Below are 16,779 nucleotides of genomic sequence, written 5' to 3' on the forward strand. Positions count from 1 at the left end.
TTGCATGAAACACCGCGCCCCGCATTGCCAGCAAGGCCGCCATGGGTATAGTGCGCGCTTCATGAACACGGGCGGAGGCAGCATGGGCGTTGACGTTGGCATCATCATGGGGAGCCAGTCGGACTGGCCGACCCTGCGCGGCGCGGCAGATATCCTGGACGAGTTGGGCGTAAGCCACGAGGCGCGGATCGTTTCCGCCCATCGCACCCCCGACCGGTTGTGGACCTACGGCAAGGAGGCGGTGGGGCGCGGGCTTCGGGTGATCATTGCCGGGGCCGGCGGGGCGGCGCATCTGCCGGGCATGATGGCAAGCAAGACCCGCCTGCCGGTGATCGGCGTGCCGATCCAGACCCGGGCGCTGAACGGTGTCGATTCGCTTTACTCCATCGTGCAGATGCCGCGCGGTTTTCCGGTCGCTACCATGGCCATCGGTGCGGCGGGGGCTGCCAATGCCGGGTTGATGGCGGCGGGCATTCTGGCCCTGAACGATCCGGCCCTGGCCGAACGGTTGGAAACCTGGCGCGCCGCGCTTTCGGCGTCGATTCCCGAGGAGCCCGTCGATGAGTGAAGCTTTGCGTCCCGGACAGGTGATCGGAATTCTGGGCGGGGGACAGTTGGGCCGGATGCTTGCCCTGGCCGCCGCGCGGCTGGGCCTGCGCTGCCATGTCTACGAGCCGGGGGCAGGTGCGCCGGCCGGTGAGGTGTGCGGAGCCCTGACCACCGCCGCCTACGATGACACGGCGGCCCTGCGGGCCTTCGGGGAATCGGTCGACGTGATCACCTACGAGTTCGAGAACATCCCGACCTCGGCGCTGGACCTGCTGGAAACGATCCGCCCGATCCGCCCGGGGCGCGAGGCGCTGCGGGTGTCGCAGGATCGCCTGACAGAGAAGCGGTTTCTCGAGGGGTTGGGCCTGCGGGTTGCACCCTTTGCCGATGTGCCCGACCGCGCCGCGCTGGACAGGGCCCTGGCACAGATCGGCGCCCCGGCGATCCTGAAGACCCGTCGTCTGGGCTATGACGGCAAGGGGCAGGCGCGGATCATGGCACCGGATGACGCCGACGCCGCCTTTGCCGCTATGCAGGGCGCCGATGCCATCCTGGAGGGGTTTGTCGATTTCAGCCACGAGGTTTCGGTGATCGGGGCAAGGGGCACGGACGGGCAGGTGGCCTGCTATGATCCGGGCCAGAACGTGCACCGCGATGGCATCCTGCACACGACGACCCTGCCCGCCGAACTGAGCCGCGCGCAACTGACCGATGCGGTGATCCTGACCGGGCAGATCCTGAATGCGCTGGACTATGTCGGCGTGATGGGGGTGGAACTTTTCGTGACCAAGTCGGGGCTGATCGTGAACGAGATCGCGCCGCGGGTCCACAACTCGGGTCACTGGACGCAGGACGGGTGTGTCGTCGATCAGTTCGAACAGCATATCCGTGCGGTGGCGGGCTGGCCCCTGGGCGATGGCCAGCGGCACTCGGACATCGTGATGACCAACCTGCTGGGCGATGACATCGACGAGGTGCCGGCCCTGGTGCGCGATCCCGCCAATGCCCTTCACCTTTACGGCAAGGCCGAAGCGCGGGCCGGGCGCAAGATGGCCCATGTGAACCGGCGCATCGGTCCGGCGTCGCGCTGAACCCGAACCTGGCGGAGGCGCGCTGACGCGCGCCACGACATGTTTTTGTGCGCGCCCCTGGCTGGTGTTTCGTGCCGGTTCAACCGCCCGGGCGGGGTGCGGCCGCGGGAATGGATATTTTCAGACCAAAGATGAGAGGGCGCGGCTGGGCTAACCCTCGGGGTGGACGAACCTGCCGGTGCGCAGGAAGGAAACCACCTGGGCGATGACCGAGGGGCTGATCATCATGAAGGTGTGGGTCACCGGCATCACGATATGGTCGTCCATGCCGCGCAGCACCGTCGAGGCGACCGAGACCTTGCCGTCGTCCGGGCCGGGAATAAGCGTCGAGTAGATCGGGTTGAGGGAGCGGTTGCCCGCGATGACGCCCAGTTCAAAGCGCGGCAGACCCAGGCTGTTGGGCAGATCTTCGGTGCCCGTTCCCAGTTGCAGCCCGGCGGGGCCGTTGAGCCATTGGAACGGGCCGAGATCCCCGAAGAAATCCACCAGTTCCGAACCGTGGTTGGGCGGGCCCATCATCACCACGCGGCCCATCCGGGCGGGGCGGTTGTTTTCCAGCCAGGCGCGCACGAGGATTCCGCCCATGGAGTGGGTGACGAAGTGGACCGTTTGATCGCCGCAGTCGGCCACCGCCCTGGGGACGGTCTGTTCCACCAGATCGGCGATGGGGGCGTCGGTGGAAGGATAGCCGGCGTTCACGGTCGTGAAGCCCTCGAATTCCAGGGCTTCGGCCATCACCAGCATCGAGGCGGAGGAGCGGGCAAGGCCGTGCAGCAGCACGACGCAATCGGCCCGGGCGAGGCCGGGCAGAAGACACAGGGCGAGGATCAGGAAAGGGCGCATACCGGTTTATATAGCACGCCTTGCCCTTGGGGGCAGGGCCGTTGACGCAGCGGCATGGCTTTCAGGGTCGACGCACGCCCAGGGCGATACCGCCCAGCACCAGAACGCCCGCAAGCGCCAGCCGCCCGGTCAACGGTTCGCCCAGAAGCAGAACGCCGCCGAGCGTGGCCAGCACCGGCACCAGCAATTGCAGCAGCGCCGCGCCGGCCGAGGTGAGCCGGGGCAGAACGGCGTACCAGAGCGCATAGCCCAGCCCTGAGGTGACAACGCCTGACAGAACGGCGAGCGCGATGCCGTCGGGTGTTGCGGGAGCCGTTGCCGGTATCGTCAACAGCAGCGCCGCCGCCACCAAAGGTGCCGACAGGATGAAGCTTGCCGCTGTTGTGCCAAGCGGATCGCCCGTGCGCCGCCCGATCAGCGAATAGGCGCCCCATCCCAGTGCTGCCATGGCCATGAGGGCGCCGTGGGCCATCGAGGGCGCCGTGCCACCCCGCGGCCAGAGCAGTACCAGCAGCCCGCCAAGCGCGATTGCCGCCCCGATCCAGCGCGTCAGCGGCAGCGGTTCGCGGCTCAGCGCGGCGCCCGAGAACATCACGATCTGCACCCCGCCGAACAGGATCAGCGCACCGACGCCACTGTCCAGCGACAGATAGGCCAGCGAAAAGCCGATCATATAGAGCGTCAGCGCCAGCGCGCCGGCCAGCCGCCCGCGCAGGCGCAAGGTGCGATCCCTCAGCGCCACCAGAAGCCCGAGGGCAACGGCCCCCGATGCCACCCGCAGCAGTGAGAACATCAGCGGATCGATGCGGCCCGCACCGACAGCGGCCCGGTTCAGCACCGAATTCCCGGCAAAGCACAGCAGGACGATGGCGACCAGCAGAGGCAGGGCGATCGTTACACGGTTCATTGCCTGTCCTTCCGCGTTGGGGTGTTGCCTGTGTCCGCTTCCTGGCCGCGCAGGGCAAGGGGCGACAAGGTGGGCGGCGGGCATGAAAAAGGGGCCCGCGAGGGGCCCCTTTCATTCCTGCGACCGGGGGATTTCGGCGGTTTGCCCTTGGCCAACCGCCTTTTGCAGCCCCAGTTTCGTTTCCCGAGGAAACGAAACTTACATCATGCCGCCCATGCCGCCCATGTCGGGCATGCCGCCGCCGGCGTTGCCGCCGTCTTTCGAGGGCTTGTCCGCCACCATGGCTTCGGTGGTGATCAGCAGACCGGCGATCGAAGCGGCGTCCTGCAGTGCGTGGCGCACCACCTTGGCCGGGTCGATGACGCCGAACTTGAACATGTCGCCATATTCTTCGGTCTGGGCGTTGAAGCCGAACTTGAGGTCGTCGGATTCACGGATCTTGCCCGCAACCACCGAACCGTCAACGCCCGAGTTCTCGGCGATCTGGCGCAGCGGCGCTTCGAGAGCCTTGCGGACGATGGCGATGCCGATGTCCTGGTCGCTGTTGTCGCCCTTCAGGCCGTCGAGCGACTTGGCACCCTGCACCAGGGCCACACCGCCGCCGACGACGATGCCTTCCTGAACCGCAGCGCGGGTCGCGTTCAGCGCATCGTCCACACGGTCCTTGCGCTCTTTCACTTCGACTTCGGTCATGCCGCCGACGCGGATCACGGCAACACCGCCGGCCAGCTTGGCCACGCGCTCTTGCAGCTTCTCACGGTCGTAGTCCGAGGTGGTTTCCTCGATCTGGTTGCGGATCTGGGCCACGCGGGCTTCGATCTCGGCCTTTTCGCCAGCACCGTCGACGATGGTGGTTTCGTCCTTGGTGATCGACACCTTCTTGGCCGAACCCAGCATGTCCATCGTGACATTCTCGAGCTTCATGCCGAGGTCTTCCGAGATCACCTGGCCGCCGGTCAGGATCGCGATGTCCTGCAGCATGGCCTTGCGGCGATCACCGAAGCCCGGCGCCTTGACGGCGGCGATCTTCAGGCCGCCACGCAGCTTGTTCACCACGAGGGTCGCCAGGGCTTCGCCCTCGACGTCTTCGGCGATGATCAGCAGGGGCTTTTGCGACTGGATGACGGATTCCAGCAGCGGCACCATCGGCTGCAGCGACGAGAGCTTCTTCTCGTGCAGCAGGATCATGCAGTCTTCCAGGTCCGCGATCATCTTGTCGGGGTTGGTGACGAAGTAGGGCGACAGGTAGCCACGGTCGAACTGCATGCCCTCGACCACGTCGGTCTCGGTCTCGAGGCCCTTGTTTTCCTCGACGGTGATGACACCCTCGTTGCCGACCTTCTGCATCGCGTCCGCGATCTGACGGCCGATTTCCTTTTCGCCGTTGGCGGAAATGGTGCCGACCTGGGCAACTTCGTCGCTGTCGTTGACAGGGCGCGAAGCGTTCTTGATGTGCTCGACGACCTTGGAGACGGCCAGATCGATGCCGCGCTTCAGATCCATCGGGTTCATGCCGGCGGCAACCGACTTCATGCCTTCCTTGATGATGGCCTGGGCCAGCACGGTGGCGGTGGTGGTGCCGTCGCCGGCTTCGTCATTGGTGCGGGAAGCGACTTCCTTGACCATCTGGGCGCCCATGTTCTCGAACTTGTCTTCCAGTTCGATTTCCTTGGCGACCGACACACCGTCCTTGGTGATGCGGGGGGCACCGAACGACTTGTCGATGACGACGTTGCGGCCCTTGGGGCCCAGGGTCACCTTGACCGCATCGGCCAGGATGTTGACGCCCTTGAGCATACGGTTGCGTGCGTCGGTGTTGAATTTGACGTCCTTGGCAGCCATTGCAGCTTACTCCTTGGGATGTTGTTGAAAGGTAAAGGGATCGACGATCAGTCTCAGGCGATGATGCCCAGGATGTCGGATTCCTTCATGATCAGCAGTTCTTCACCATCGAGGGTGACCTCGGTGCCCGACCATTTGCCGAACAGGATCTTGTCGCCCTTCTTGACGCCCATCTCGATCAGTTCGCCACTGTCCTTGCGCGCACCGGCGCCACAAGCAACAACTTCGCCCTCGGCGGGCTTCTCTTTGGCGCTGTCGGGGATGATCAGACCACCCTTGGTCTTTTCGTCGCCTTCGACACGGCGGACCAGCACTCGGTCATGCAGCGGAGTGAATGCCATCTGTGAACGCTCCTCAGGTTCAAGTTTCAATCATGTTAGCACTCGGTAAGGGTGAGTGCCAATGATCGCGATTTAGGCAGTGCATGGCGCTGTGTCAACTGTTCGGGAGGGGGCAGTGACGAAGATTTCCGCGCAAGGCGCCGAGGCGGCGAAAGGGAATCTTAACGGGGGTGGGTACATCATGAAACCTGCGCGACCGCAACCCGAGGGCCCCGGCAACGGAAAGACCACCATGAAAGACGATTCCCAGGCCGAACTGACACGATATTTCGCGGATCTGATCCTGCAGCACACCACCGACGCGATTCTGATGACGGACCCGCAGGATCGCGTGGTCTGGCTGAACCCCGGTTTCGAAAAGATGTACGGTTACCGGCTTGAGGATTTCCGCGACATGCTGCCCGAAGAGTTGCTGAATTTCGCCGAAAGCGACGAAGAGGTGACGCGCCAGGTGATCCTGGCCCTTGGCGAACGCCGCCCGTTGCAGGTGGAAATCCAGAACATGCGCAAATCGGGCGAACCGCTCTGGGTTGAAAAGAAACTGATGCCGCTTTTCGATGGCGAGGGGCGGCACATCTACAACATGTCCGTCAGTCGCGACATTACCGAACGCAAGGCGCTGGAGAAAAGCGCCCAGGAAATGATCGAGAGCGAGGCGCACCGCCAGCACGAACGCCGCCTGCTGAGCCAGATCAGCGAATGGCTCTATTCCGCCAAGTCGCTGGATGAACTGCTGATGGTGGTGAAGAAATCCATGCAAACCCTGCTGCCCGAAGCCGAGGGGCAGCTTTACATCTATTCCAATTCCCGCGACACGCTGGAACTGGCCGCGCAATGGGGCGACGGCGAACCCCACGCCCATATCGGGGCCGAAGATTGCTGGGCCCTGCGGCGCGGGCGCGCCTATTCCTACGGGGTCAAGGCCATCGAATTCACCTGCGGCCATGTGCAGGGCGAAGGCAGCCCCTATTTCTGTCTGCCGATCATTGCCCATGGCGAAACCATCGGGCTGCTGCATCTGTGCTTTTCGGCCTTTGACCGCGCGATCATGCCGCGCGGGTTCATCGAAACCTTCGTGCAGCAGCGATGGGAGGTGGGCCTGCTCTGCGCCGAACAGATCAGCCTGGCGGTGGCCAACGTGCAGTTGCGCCACGAGTTGCAGGATCAGTCGGTGCGCGACCCACTCACGAATCTCTGGAACCGGCGCTGGTTTCTCGATGCCTCGCACAAGGAGCTGAACCGCGCCCGGACGAAGGGCCTGCCGGTGTCGCTGATTTCGCTCGACGTGGACCATTTCAAGAAGTTCAACGATCATCACGGGCACGATGCCGGCGATATCGTGCTGCGCGAATTCGGCAGCCTCTTGGCGGCGACCTTCAAGGATGATTTTGCCCCCTGCCGGATCGGCGGAGAGGAGTTTGTCGTGCTCTGTTCGGGCGTCCCCCACGATCAGGCCATGGCCCGCGCCAATGCCTTTCTGGATGAGGTGACGCGGATCGAGGTTCATTATGGCGGCGCCCGCCTGCCGCGGATCAGCGCCTCGGCCGGGGTGGCCAGCTTTCCGGAAGACGGCGAACAGGTGCTGCGCCTGATGAAGGTGGCCGACGAGGCGCTTTATGCCGCCAAGGACCAGGGGCGCGCCCGTGTGGTTTCCAGCCGGGCGAAACCGCCCAAGCGGGTGGCCTGAATGGGGTTGCTGCGATGGCTGCTGCGGGCGCTTGGCGCGGGGCGCTCAGATGCGGGTCTGCACCATGTCGTCGAGGGCATCGTAGAAGGTGACGGCGCCCACCTCCCAGAAGGTGCCGTCATTGTCGGGAAACACGCCGATGCGCACGCCGCCCTCGTCCAGGTCGTCGATCCAGTGCGCCCGGAACTCTTCAAGCGTGATCTCGGTCGGAGTATTGCCGGGAAACAGCAGATCGGCGATCAGCTGCGCCAGGGCGCGGTCGGACCAGACGGGCAGGTATTCGAACCCCTCGGGCGCAAGCGGGGTCAGCCAGCCCGATTCGCCGTGCAGGGTCCAGAAGGCGCCGGTTTCGGCAACGCGGTCGACCGTGGCCCAATACCGGTCTTCCGGGTCCAGCGACAGCAGCGCCGATATCTTTTCCTGGTCCATCGTCTCAGTCCTTGTTGTTGCGGATCGCGGCCGCGCCGCGTGGTGTTATGGCGTAGATGCCTTTTTCCACCCTCTCGAACCAGCCGTAATGATCGGCGGCCATCATTCGCGTGGCGCGGGCAACGCCCGTGGCCCGTGCCACTGCCGCCCCCTTGCTTGGCCCATGGTCCAGCAGATGGGCGGCGCAGAGGATCGCATCCTGCCGATAGGCCGTCACCAGCCCGGCCCGCGTGGCGCCACCGGTGTTCGGGTCTCCCACGCGGCGGGCGAATTCACGCAAGAGCCGGCCCAAACGCGGCGCCGACTTGCGGGGCTGATAGGGGCCCGGATCGCAATGCACCTCCAGATGCCCGTCGCGCAGGCGCACGGTGATCAGGCCCAGCCCCAACCGACGACAAAGCGAGACATTCTCGCGCAGATTGCGCCGGGCGATCCGCCCCTTGGGCAGAGGCACGGCAAGGTAGACGGCATCGCTCAGCGCCTGGCGGGCGATGCCCTGATGCAGAAGCGTCAGGGTGAACCCGGTCTTGAGTTCGACGATCACCGGCGGTTCGTCGCCCCGCACCGCCACCACGTCGGCGGCGCCCACCTCGGATTTCACCTCGTAGCCCTGGGATTGCAGGAAGGCCTTCACGGGCGGGTAAAGATCGGTTTCGCGAGGGGCGGTCATGGCATCGGTGATAGCGGGCCGCCCGGCGCCTGTCAGGTCGAAAAACCGGTGCGCCGCCGCCGGGGTGCTGGGAACGTGACATCGCGCGCGCCCGCACCTATAAGCGGCGCAAAATCACAACCCCGAGGGATTCCCATGACTACGCTTGTCTTCGGACACAAATCGCCCGACACCGATTCCACCGGTTCGCCCATCATCTGGGCCTGGTACACGACCGAGATCCTGGGCAACCCGGCCGAACCGCGTCTGCTGGGTGAACCCAACACCGAGGCGAACTTCGTGCTTGACCGCTGGTCGCTGAGCAAACCGCAGATCATCGACGGGGTCGAGGACGGCGCGCAGGTCGTCATCGTCGACACCAACAACCCCGCCGAACTGCCCGCCGGGATCAACGATGCCGACATCACCGCGATCATCGACCATCACAAGCTGGTCGGCGGTCTTGAAACCCGCGGCCCGATCGACATCACCATCCGCCCGCTGGCCTGCACCGCCACCATCATGCACGACCTGATGGGCGACGACGCGGCGAAGATGCCGGACAACATCAAGGGCGCGATGCTGTCCTGCATCCTGTCGGACACGCTGGAATTCCGCAGCCCCACCACCACCGATCACGACCGCGCGTTGGCCGAAAAGCTGGCCGGTGAGCTGGGCATCGACATCGCCGGCTATGCGGCCGAGATGTTCGCGGCCAAGTCCGACGTTTCGGCCTTTTCGGATGCCGAGCTGCTGCGCATGGATTCCAAGGAATACGCCGTGGGTGACACGAAATTCCGGGTTTCGGTGCTGGAAACCACCTCGCCCAAGATGGTGCTGGACCGCAAGGACAGCCTGATGAAGACCATGGAAAGCGTCGCGGCCGAAGACGGCGTCGACCAGGTGCTTCTGTTCGTCGTTGACATCCTGAACGAAGAGGCGACGCTTCTGGTGCCCAACGACCTGGTGAAACAGGTGGCCGAGAAATCCTTTGCCACGGTCTGTGGCGGTGACACCGTCGTGCTGCCCGGGATCATGTCGCGCAAGAAGCAGATCATCCCGAACCTGGCGCTTTGACGGCGCAGACAGGTTGCAGAATCGGCCGTCCTTCGGGGCGGCCTTTTTCGTTTCGGGGCTGCGGTGGGTTTCCGGGAAGAGGCCTGTCAGGCCCCTGCCGCGCGGAAAAAAGAGCCGACACGCCCCACCCCCGAGCAGTAGGGCAGTGCGCGTCGGTTCGTGTGTTTAACCGCCTCCGCGAAGGGATGTCCTGCGATTCCGGCGGGGCAACCTCAGGGTTGATCGAAGGCGTGGCCAAAAAACCACGGCCTGCGACAGTATGGATCATCACGCGGCGTTGATCCGGCCCGATCCGGGCTATCTATTGGGGCGGCCACCACAGGAGCATCCCCATGTTCGGCTTCGAAGCCATTGATCTTGCCCGATTTCAATTTGCCTTCACGATCAGTTTCCACATCGTCTTTCCGGCCTTCTCGATCGGGCTGGCCAGCTATCTTGCGGTGCTGAACGGCCTGCACCTGCTGACCGGGCGCGATATCTACCTGCGGGTTTTCCAGTACTGGAAGAAGATTTTCGCCGTCGCCTTCGGCATGGGCGTGGTGTCGGGAATCGTGATGTCCTACCAGTTCGGCACCAACTGGAGCGTGTTTTCCGACAAGACCGGCCCGATCCTGGGCCCGCTCATGGCCTACGAGGTGCTGAGCGCCTTCTTCCTTGAGGCGGGCTTTCTTGGGGTCATGCTGTTCGGGCGCGAAAGGGTGGGGCCGGGGCTGCATTTCCTGGCCACGGCCATGGTGGCGGTGGGCACGCTGATGTCGGCCACCTGGATCCTGTCGGTCAACAGCTGGATGCAGACGCCCGCGGGCTGGGCCATGAACGAGGCGGGGCAGTTCGTGCCCGAGGACTGGTGGCAGATCGTCTTCAACCCCTCATTCCCCTACCGCCTGGTGCACATGGTCCTGGCCGCCTTCCTGACCACGGCCCTTGTGGTGGGTGCGGTCGGGGCCTGGCACCTGCTGCGCGACAGCACCGACAAGGGCGCGCGGCTGATGTTCTCGATGGCGATGTGGATGATCCTGGGGACCGCGCCGTTGCAGATATTGGCGGGCGATCAGCACGGGCTGAACACGCTAAAGCATCAACCCGCGAAGGTCATGGCGATGGAGGGGCATTACGACAGCCACCCCGAGGGTGCGCCGCTGATCCTGTTCGGCATTCCCAACGCGGCCGAGAAGCGCATCGACCATGCAATCGAGATTCCCAGGCTCGGCTCGCTGATCCTGCTGCATGATCCGAACGCGCCCATGGCGGGGCTGGATACCATCGACGACGACAAGGAACCGCCCGTCGCCATCGTCTTCTGGTCGTTCCGGGTGATGGTGGGGCTGGGGCTGGCCATGCTGGGGCTGGCCTTCTGGGGCGCCTGGCAGCGCTGGCGCGGAAAGCTCTTTGTTTCGGACTGGCTGCACCGGGCGGCCATCGCCATGGGGCCCATGGGGTTTGTCGCGGTGCTGGCGGGCTGGATCACCACCGAGGTCGGCCGGCAACCCTATACCGTCTATGGCCTGCTGCGCACCGCCGACAGTGCATCGCCCTTGCAGGCCTCGGCGGTCACTGCATCGCTGTTGTCCTTCATCGTGGTCTATTTCATCGTTTTCGGCATGGGCACTTTCTATATCCTGCGGCTGATGGGGCGGCCCACCCAGACCACCCAGGGCCGGCTGGACGAGGGGCCGATCCGCACCGCCGGCACCACCCCCGCCGCGCAGACCGAAAAGAAGGAGCGGCAAGATGGCGTTTGACCTGGCATTCATCTGGGCGGGCCTGATCGCCTTTGCGGTTCTGGCCTATGTGGTGCTGGACGGGTTCGACCTGGGGGTCGGCATCCTGTTTCCGGCCCTGAAGGACAGCCGCGAGAAAGACCTGGCCATGAACAGCGTCGCCCCTGTCTGGGATGGCAACGAAACCTGGCTGGTGCTGGGGGGCGGGGGGCTGTTTGCCGTCTTTCCCCTGGCCTATGCGGTGGTGATGCCCGCGCTTTACGCGCCCATCATCGCCATGCTGATCGGGCTGATCTTTCGCGGCGTGGCGTTCGAATACCGTTGGCGCACCCACCGCGCCCAGCACTTCTGGGACAAGGCGTTTTTCGGCGGGTCTGTCCTGGCCGCCTTTGCCCAGGGGGTTGCCTTGGGGGCGCTGGTGCAGGGAATCGAGGTTGAGAACCGCGCCTATGCCGGGGGCAACTGGGATTGGCTGACGCCCTTCTCGATCCTGACGGGGGTTGCCGTGGTGGTGGGCTATGCCCTGCTGGGGGCGACCTGGCTGATGATGAAGACCGAGGGGGCGGTGAACGATCACGCGCGCCGCCTGGCCTGGCCGACGGGCATCGCGACGCTGGGCCTGATCGGCGCAGTCAGCGCGATCACGCCGTTTCTTGACAACGAATACCTGTCGCGCTGGTTCTCGGGCTGGACCATGGCCTTTACCGGTATCGTCCCGCTTCTGATTGCGGGCTGCGGCTGGCTGCTGTTCACCGGGTTGAAATCGGGGCATGACACGCGGCCCTTCCTGGCCGCGCTGGGCATGTTCGTCCTGTCCTTCGCCGGGATCGGAATCAGCTTCTATCCCAACATCGTGCCGCCCTCGCTGACGATATGGGAGGCCGCGGCGCCCGACTCTTCGCTGTGGTTCGTCCTGGTGGGCGCCGCCGTCCTGATCCCGATGATCCTGGCCTATACCGCCTATGCCTACTGGGTGTTCCGCGGCAAGATTGACCCGGACGAGGGGTATCACTGATGGGGCGGCGCCTGATGTGGTTCCTGTTCTACTGGGCCTTGGGCGTGGGCGCCCTGACGGTTGTGGGGCTGGCGATCCGGGCCTTCATCGGCTGAGCTCAGCCGATGTATTTCACCCCCTCGGTGTCCAGCAGGGCGCGGATGGCGTCGGGCATGTCCAACCCCGCCTCGACCCGTGCGTCCAGGGCCGCTTCGGTGGTGCGCACCTTGTCCAGCACGGCGATCACCGCGTCGATCTGAGCGAATGGCACGACGACCACGCCGTCGATGTCGGCCACCACCATGTCGCCGCTTTCGATATGCTGACCCGCCATTTCGATGGGCAGGCCCACGCGCCCCGGCCCCTTGGTGAAGGGCGAAGCCGGCGTCAGCCCCGTGCACCAGCAGGGCAAGCCCGCCGCGACGATACCGTCGTAATCCCGCATCGGGCCATCGGTGACATAGCCGACCGCGCCGTTGTTGCGCATCATCCCGGCCAGCCGATCGCCCGCCGCAGCACAGCCCTGGAAGCCGTCGAAGGCCGACATCACCATGTCGCCCTCCTGGATCTGTGACAGTGCCGCCATCAGCGCCAGAACGTCGCCCGGCCCGTTGTCGACGGTCAGGGCCGGGCCTGCCGCGGCGCATTTCAGATCGCGTCCCTCGCCGATGGGGCGGACCTGGCGCGCCAGCGCCCCCTTGCCGAACATCGCATCGTTGACAAAGCCGGTGGGCACGCCCTGAAAGGCGGCAATCTGCGCGTCGGTCGGGCGGGGCCGGTTGCGCGAGATGGTCAGGAGGGGCGGATCTTCGATCATGCTGGGGTTCCTTGGGGCAGTTTCCGCGCTTTTTTCGATCAACCCGCCGGAAATGTCGAGCGGCTTCGCCCGCCCCCGGATCGCAGTTGCAATTGGCCCTATCGCGACGGGATCGTCTGCGCCATTATCGAGGCAGGATTCCTGCCGGAGCACGCCCCATGAACATTCCCTTTCAGACCAACGATCCCGAAAGCATCGTCGAAGCCGACCGCGCCCATGTCTGGCACCACCTGATCCAGCACAAGCCCTTCGAGACGGTCGATCCCCGCATCATCGTCGAGGGGCGGGGCATGAAGGTGTGGGACATCAAGGGCAAGGAACATCTTGACGGCGTCTCGGGTGGCGTATGGACCGTGAATGTCGGCTATGGCCGCGAGAGGATCGCCGACGCCGTTCGCGATCAACTGGTGAAACTGTGCTATTTCGCGGGGTCTGCCGGGTCGATCCCCGGCGCGAACTTCAGCAAGCGCCTGATCGAAAAGATGCCGGGCATGTCCCGCGTCTATTTCGCAAACTCGGGGTCCGAGGCGAACGAGAAAGCCTTCAAGATGGTGCGCCAGATCGCCCACAAGCGGTATGGCGGCAAGAAGAACAAGATCCTCTACCGCGAGCGGGATTATCACGGCACCACCATCGCCTGCCTTTCGGCGGGCGGGCAGGAGGAACGAAACGCGCAATACGGCCCGTTTGCGCCCGCCTTCGTGCCGGTGCCCCATTGCCTGGAATACCGCGCCCATGAACAGGGCTGGGGCGATCTTTCCGGTGAGGCGTATGGCGTGCGCGCGGCCAAGGCCATCGAAGAGGTGATCCTGCGCGAAGGCCCCGATACCGTGGGCGCCCTGTGCCTTGAGCCGGTGACGGCGGGCGGCGGGGTCATCCCGCCGCCGCCGGGATACTGGGAAACGGTGGGCGAGATCTGCCGCAAGTACGATATCCTGCTGCATATCGACGAGGTGGTCTGCGGCGTCGGGCGCACCGGCACCTGGTTCGGATATCAGAACTACGGCGTGCAGCCCGATTTCGTGACCATGGCCAAGGGCGTTGCCTCGGGCTATGCGGCGATTTCCTGCTGCGTGACCACCGAGGCGGTCTTCGAGATGTTCAAGGACGACAGCGACGATCCGCTGAACTATTTCCGCGACATCTCCACCTTCGGGGGCTGCACCTCGGGGCCGGCGGCGGCGCTGGAAAACATGGCGATCATCGAAGAGGAAGGCCTGCTGGACAACACCCTGAAGATGGGCGAGCGGCTGATGGGCAACCTGCATGCCCTGGCCGAGAAACATGCCGTCATCGGTGACGTGCGCGGCAAGGGGCTGTTCTGCGGGGCCGAACTGGTCAGTGACCGGGCCGACAAGACGCCGCTGGATGAAAAGCTGGTGCAGAAGGTGGTGGCCGACTGCATGGGGCAGGGCGTGATCATCGGCGCGACCAACCGCAGTCTGCCGGGCTATAACAACACCCTGTGCCTGTCGCCCGCCCTGATCGCCGGGCCGGACGAGATTGACCATCTGACCGACGCCATCGACCAGGCGCTGGGGCGCGTCCTGGGCTAGGGCGCCTCCGGCGAGAGTATTTTCGGCAAGAAAGAGCAGGCGGAATCGCCCCGCGGCTTTCCTGCCGGAAACCCTCTCGCCTCGGTGTCAGGCGATGATGTCGGGGAAGAGTTCGTCCTCGATCTGGGCGATGCGGTCCTTGAGGGCCAGCTTCTGTTTCTTCAGCCGCCGCAGGGTCAGGGGTTCGGCGCTGACGCGGTCCTGCAGGGCGTGGATGGCATCGTCCAGATCGCGGTGTTCGCGCTTCAGAACCTCAAGCCGGATTCGCAGGATTTCTTCGTGGTCCAGTTTGCTGGAAGCATTCATTTTGGCGGTCTTTTCTTATTGTCCGGCACAGGCCGCACGCTAGCCTGATTCGTCGTCGGGGCATACGGGCATCGGTGCCCAACCCTTGCAGAGTTAACGAATTCTTCCCATATCTTGGAGCAGGCCGCCATAACGGGGCCGCAATTATGGAACACAGTCGCTTCAGCAAGGACGTGTCGATGACGAAAATGGCTTTGGGATCGCATCCCTTCCTGCTCGGGTTCGAGCAATTGGAACGTTTGGTGGAACGCACGGCAAAGGCCGACTCGGGCGGGTATCCGCCCTACAACATCGAACAGACCAGCGGTACAGGCTATCGGATCACGCTTGCCGTGGCCGGGTTTGCCGAAGACGACCTTTCGATCACCGTCGAAGACCGGCAACTGGTCATCCGGGGCCGCCAGGACGAGGCCGAGGAAGGCCGCGTCTTCCTGCACCGGGGCATCGCCGCGCGACAGTTCCAGCGCACCTTCGTTTTGGCCGAGGGTGTGGAAATCGCCGGCGCACGGATCGAAAACGGGTTGTTGCACGTTGATCTGAAAAGAAGCGTTCCGGAAACCGTGGTGCGCACGATCGAGATTACCAGAGGTTGACTGTGAGAGGGGTGACCGAGATGGAAACGAAAAGCGAAACTCCGATGGATGCGATCGACAGCATCGTCTACGTCCGCCCCGTGAAGGTGGAAGACCTGCCCGAGGACGTGCGTGAACAGGCCGATGGCCTGACCGAGATCTACGCCGTCCACAACTCGGACGGGGACAGGCTGGCGCTTGTGCGCGACCGCAAGCTGGCCTTCATCGTCGCGCGTCAGAACGACATGGCACCTGTCAGCGTCCACTGACGCGACGAAGGCACCGCAATCTGCGAACGGCCCCCGGAAACGGCGGGCCGTTTTTCGTCAGGCGGGGGGCTGCCAGATGTCCTTGTGGATGATGACATCGGCGTTGGGGTATTTCTCAAGGATGGCCCGGCGCAGGGCGGCGCCGATGTCATGGGCCTGTGACAGCGGCTGATCGCCGTCCAACTCGATATGCAGGTTCACGAAGGTCACGCTGCCGGCGGTGCGGGTCTTGAGATCGTGAAAGCCGTGAACGCCCGGCCAGTCGCGGGCGATCTCTTCGATCCCGGCAATCATCTCGGGGTCGGCGGCCCGGTCCATGAGGGCGTTCCAGGCACCGCGCCCGACGCGCAGGGCCCCGATGGCCAGCATTGCCGCCGCACCCAGGGCGACGACGGAATCGATCTGCCCCAGCCCGAACCGCGCCGAGGCCCAGAGCGCCACCAGCGCGCCGACATTCGGGATCAGATCGCCCAGGTAGTGCAGCTGATCGGCCATGACGACCCGGCTTCGCGTGCGCCGCGACACATGCCGTTGAAAGACCACCAGCGCGAGGGTGAGCGCGATGGAGAAGACCATCACCGCCATGCCGATGCCCTCGGCCATCAGGGGCGCCGCTGTTTCGCCGCGCCACAGGCGAAGGCCCGCCGCGCCGCCGATCACGCCGGCCGAGACCAGCAGGAACAGCGCCTGTCCCAGTGCCGCCAGATCCTCGGCCGAGGTGTGGCCGAAGGCGTGGTCTTCATCGGGCGGACGGGCGGCATAGGTGACGGCGGCAAGGCCGCCCAGGGCCACCATCAGGTCAAGCCCGGAATCCGCCAGCGAGGCCGCCACCGAAAGCGCCCCTGTCGCGGCATAGCCCCAGAGCTTTGCCAGCACCAGAACGACGGCAACGGTGACCGAGGCCACGAGGGCCGATTGATTGAGACGCGAGTCGGAGGCGGATTGGGGCATGGCGCGTCATTGCCCCGGCGGGCAGGTCTGCGCAACCCCCCGGGTCATTCGGGTAGTGGGTCAGTTTGAAATATCTTTTTTCGCGCGGGGTTTGTAGGGGCCACGCTTCATGGGCGCAGCGTCCTCCGCCTTTTCCACCAGCGCTACGATATCATCAACAGTCCAAGGCGATGCGACA

19 protein-coding genes are annotated in these 16,779 nt (G+C 64.7%); 10 read left to right on the plus strand and 9 right to left on the minus strand.

Translation table 11 applies throughout. The annotated features are described in order from the left end of the window. Nucleotides 1-82: 82 nt before the first annotated feature. Nucleotides 83-568 (plus strand): 5-(carboxyamino)imidazole ribonucleotide mutase, encoded by a 486-nt coding sequence (purE, locus tag H7828_RS20405; protein WP_226782918.1) that lies wholly within the window; start codon nt 83-85, stop codon nt 566-568. Next, nucleotides 561-1,640: a 5-(carboxyamino)imidazole ribonucleotide synthase gene (locus H7828_RS20410; protein ID WP_226782919.1), complete on the plus strand. Its 1,080-nt coding sequence runs from the start codon at nt 561-563 to the stop codon at nt 1,638-1,640. Before purE ends, H7828_RS20410 begins: the two co-directional genes overlap by 8 nt. A gap of 150 nt (nt 1,641-1,790) precedes the next feature. On the opposite strand, the gene H7828_RS20415 is transcribed toward H7828_RS20410, so the two are convergent. The 4 genes from H7828_RS20415 to H7828_RS20430 all read right to left on the minus strand — a co-directional run bounded on the left by H7828_RS20415 (nt 1,791) and on the right by H7828_RS20430 (nt 5,573). After that, entirely contained in the window at nt 1,791-2,483 is a 693-nt protein-coding gene (locus tag H7828_RS20415) for an esterase/lipase family protein (protein WP_226782920.1), read from the minus strand. A 61-nt stretch (nt 2,484-2,544) separates the two neighbouring features. Further along, nucleotides 2,545-3,390 (minus strand): DMT family transporter, encoded by an 846-nt coding sequence (locus H7828_RS20420; RefSeq protein WP_226782921.1) that lies wholly within the window; start codon nt 3,388-3,390, stop codon nt 2,545-2,547. Nucleotides 3,391-3,588: 198 nt separating this feature from the next. Further along, a complete protein-coding gene (gene groL, locus H7828_RS20425) occupies nt 3,589-5,232 on the minus strand; it encodes a chaperonin GroEL (protein ID WP_226782922.1) in 1,644 nt (547 codons plus the stop codon). A gap of 53 nt (nt 5,233-5,285) precedes the next feature. Next, nucleotides 5,286-5,573 carry a co-chaperone GroES gene (locus H7828_RS20430; protein WP_226782923.1) on the minus strand — a complete coding sequence of 96 codons (288 nt, stop codon included), beginning with the start codon at nt 5,571-5,573 and terminating at the stop codon, nt 5,286-5,288. 232 nt (nt 5,574-5,805) lie between these two features. Between H7828_RS20430 and H7828_RS20435 the strand changes: the two genes are divergently transcribed. Next, nucleotides 5,806-7,260, plus strand: a complete 1,455-nt coding sequence (locus tag H7828_RS20435) for a bifunctional diguanylate cyclase/phosphodiesterase (RefSeq protein WP_226782924.1) — start codon at nt 5,806-5,808, stop codon at nt 7,258-7,260. A gap of 45 nt (nt 7,261-7,305) precedes the next feature. Here H7828_RS20435 and H7828_RS20440 read toward each other — a convergent pair whose 3' ends face one another. Both H7828_RS20440 and H7828_RS20445 read right to left on the minus strand, forming a co-directional pair. Further along, complete coding sequence (locus H7828_RS20440; protein WP_226782925.1) at nt 7,306-7,689, minus strand: DUF2750 domain-containing protein; 384 nt, start codon at nt 7,687-7,689, stop codon at nt 7,306-7,308. A gap of 4 nt (nt 7,690-7,693) precedes the next feature. Continuing rightward, the gene (locus H7828_RS20445; protein ID WP_226782926.1) at nt 7,694-8,359 is read right to left on the minus strand and encodes a DUF2161 domain-containing phosphodiesterase; all 666 of its coding nucleotides are present in this window, start codon (nt 8,357-8,359) and stop codon (nt 7,694-7,696) included. A 135-nt stretch (nt 8,360-8,494) separates the two neighbouring features. Here H7828_RS20445 and H7828_RS20450 point away from each other — a divergent pair, with 135 nt between their 5' ends. The 4 genes from H7828_RS20450 to H7828_RS20465 all read left to right on the plus strand — a co-directional run bounded on the left by H7828_RS20450 (nt 8,495) and on the right by H7828_RS20465 (nt 12,246). Further along, nucleotides 8,495-9,415: a manganese-dependent inorganic pyrophosphatase gene (locus H7828_RS20450; RefSeq protein ID WP_226782927.1), complete on the plus strand. Its 921-nt coding sequence runs from the start codon at nt 8,495-8,497 to the stop codon at nt 9,413-9,415. 332 nt (nt 9,416-9,747) lie between these two features. Next, a complete protein-coding gene (locus H7828_RS20455; RefSeq protein WP_226782928.1) occupies nt 9,748-11,157 on the plus strand; it encodes a cytochrome ubiquinol oxidase subunit I in 1,410 nt (469 codons plus the stop codon). Continuing rightward, nucleotides 11,147-12,151 (plus strand): cytochrome d ubiquinol oxidase subunit II, encoded by a 1,005-nt coding sequence (gene cydB / locus H7828_RS20460; protein ID WP_226782929.1) that lies wholly within the window; start codon nt 11,147-11,149, stop codon nt 12,149-12,151. Before H7828_RS20455 ends, cydB begins: the two co-directional genes overlap by 11 nt. Continuing rightward, the gene (locus tag H7828_RS20465) at nt 12,151-12,246 is read left to right on the plus strand and encodes a DUF2474 domain-containing protein (protein WP_226782930.1); all 96 of its coding nucleotides are present in this window, start codon (nt 12,151-12,153) and stop codon (nt 12,244-12,246) included. The genes cydB and H7828_RS20465 overlap by 1 nt, the downstream gene beginning before the upstream one ends. A 2-nt stretch (nt 12,247-12,248) precedes the next feature. Here H7828_RS20465 and H7828_RS20470 read toward each other — a convergent pair whose 3' ends face one another. Then, nucleotides 12,249-12,947, minus strand: coding sequence for an RraA family protein (locus H7828_RS20470; RefSeq protein WP_226782931.1), 699 nt, complete (start codon nt 12,945-12,947; stop codon nt 12,249-12,251). Nucleotides 12,948-13,105: 158 nt separating this feature from the next. Here H7828_RS20470 and H7828_RS20475 point away from each other — a divergent pair, with 158 nt between their 5' ends. Beyond that, nucleotides 13,106-14,503, plus strand: a complete 1,398-nt coding sequence (locus H7828_RS20475) for an aminotransferase family protein (protein WP_226782932.1) — start codon at nt 13,106-13,108, stop codon at nt 14,501-14,503. Nucleotides 14,504-14,590: 87 nt separating this feature from the next. On the opposite strand, the gene H7828_RS20480 is transcribed toward H7828_RS20475, so the two are convergent. Then, complete coding sequence (locus H7828_RS20480; protein WP_226782933.1) at nt 14,591-14,809, minus strand: YdcH family protein; 219 nt, start codon at nt 14,807-14,809, stop codon at nt 14,591-14,593. A 179-nt stretch (nt 14,810-14,988) separates the two neighbouring features. Between H7828_RS20480 and H7828_RS20485 the strand changes: the two genes are divergently transcribed. After that, the gene (locus tag H7828_RS20485; protein WP_226782938.1) at nt 14,989-15,402 is read left to right on the plus strand and encodes an Hsp20 family protein; all 414 of its coding nucleotides are present in this window, start codon (nt 14,989-14,991) and stop codon (nt 15,400-15,402) included. Between the two features lie 20 nt (nt 15,403-15,422). Beyond that, a complete protein-coding gene (locus H7828_RS20490; protein ID WP_226782934.1) occupies nt 15,423-15,650 on the plus strand; it encodes a DUF1150 family protein in 228 nt (75 codons plus the stop codon). Between the two features lie 57 nt (nt 15,651-15,707). Here H7828_RS20490 and H7828_RS20495 read toward each other — a convergent pair whose 3' ends face one another. Continuing rightward, complete coding sequence (locus H7828_RS20495; protein ID WP_226782935.1) at nt 15,708-16,601, minus strand: cation diffusion facilitator family transporter; 894 nt, start codon at nt 16,599-16,601, stop codon at nt 15,708-15,710. Nucleotides 16,602-16,779 lie beyond the last annotated feature (178 nt).

This window comes from Oceaniglobus trochenteri (assembly GCF_020529025.1).
GTDB lineage: Bacteria > Pseudomonadota > Alphaproteobacteria > Rhodobacterales > Rhodobacteraceae > Oceaniglobus > Oceaniglobus trochenteri.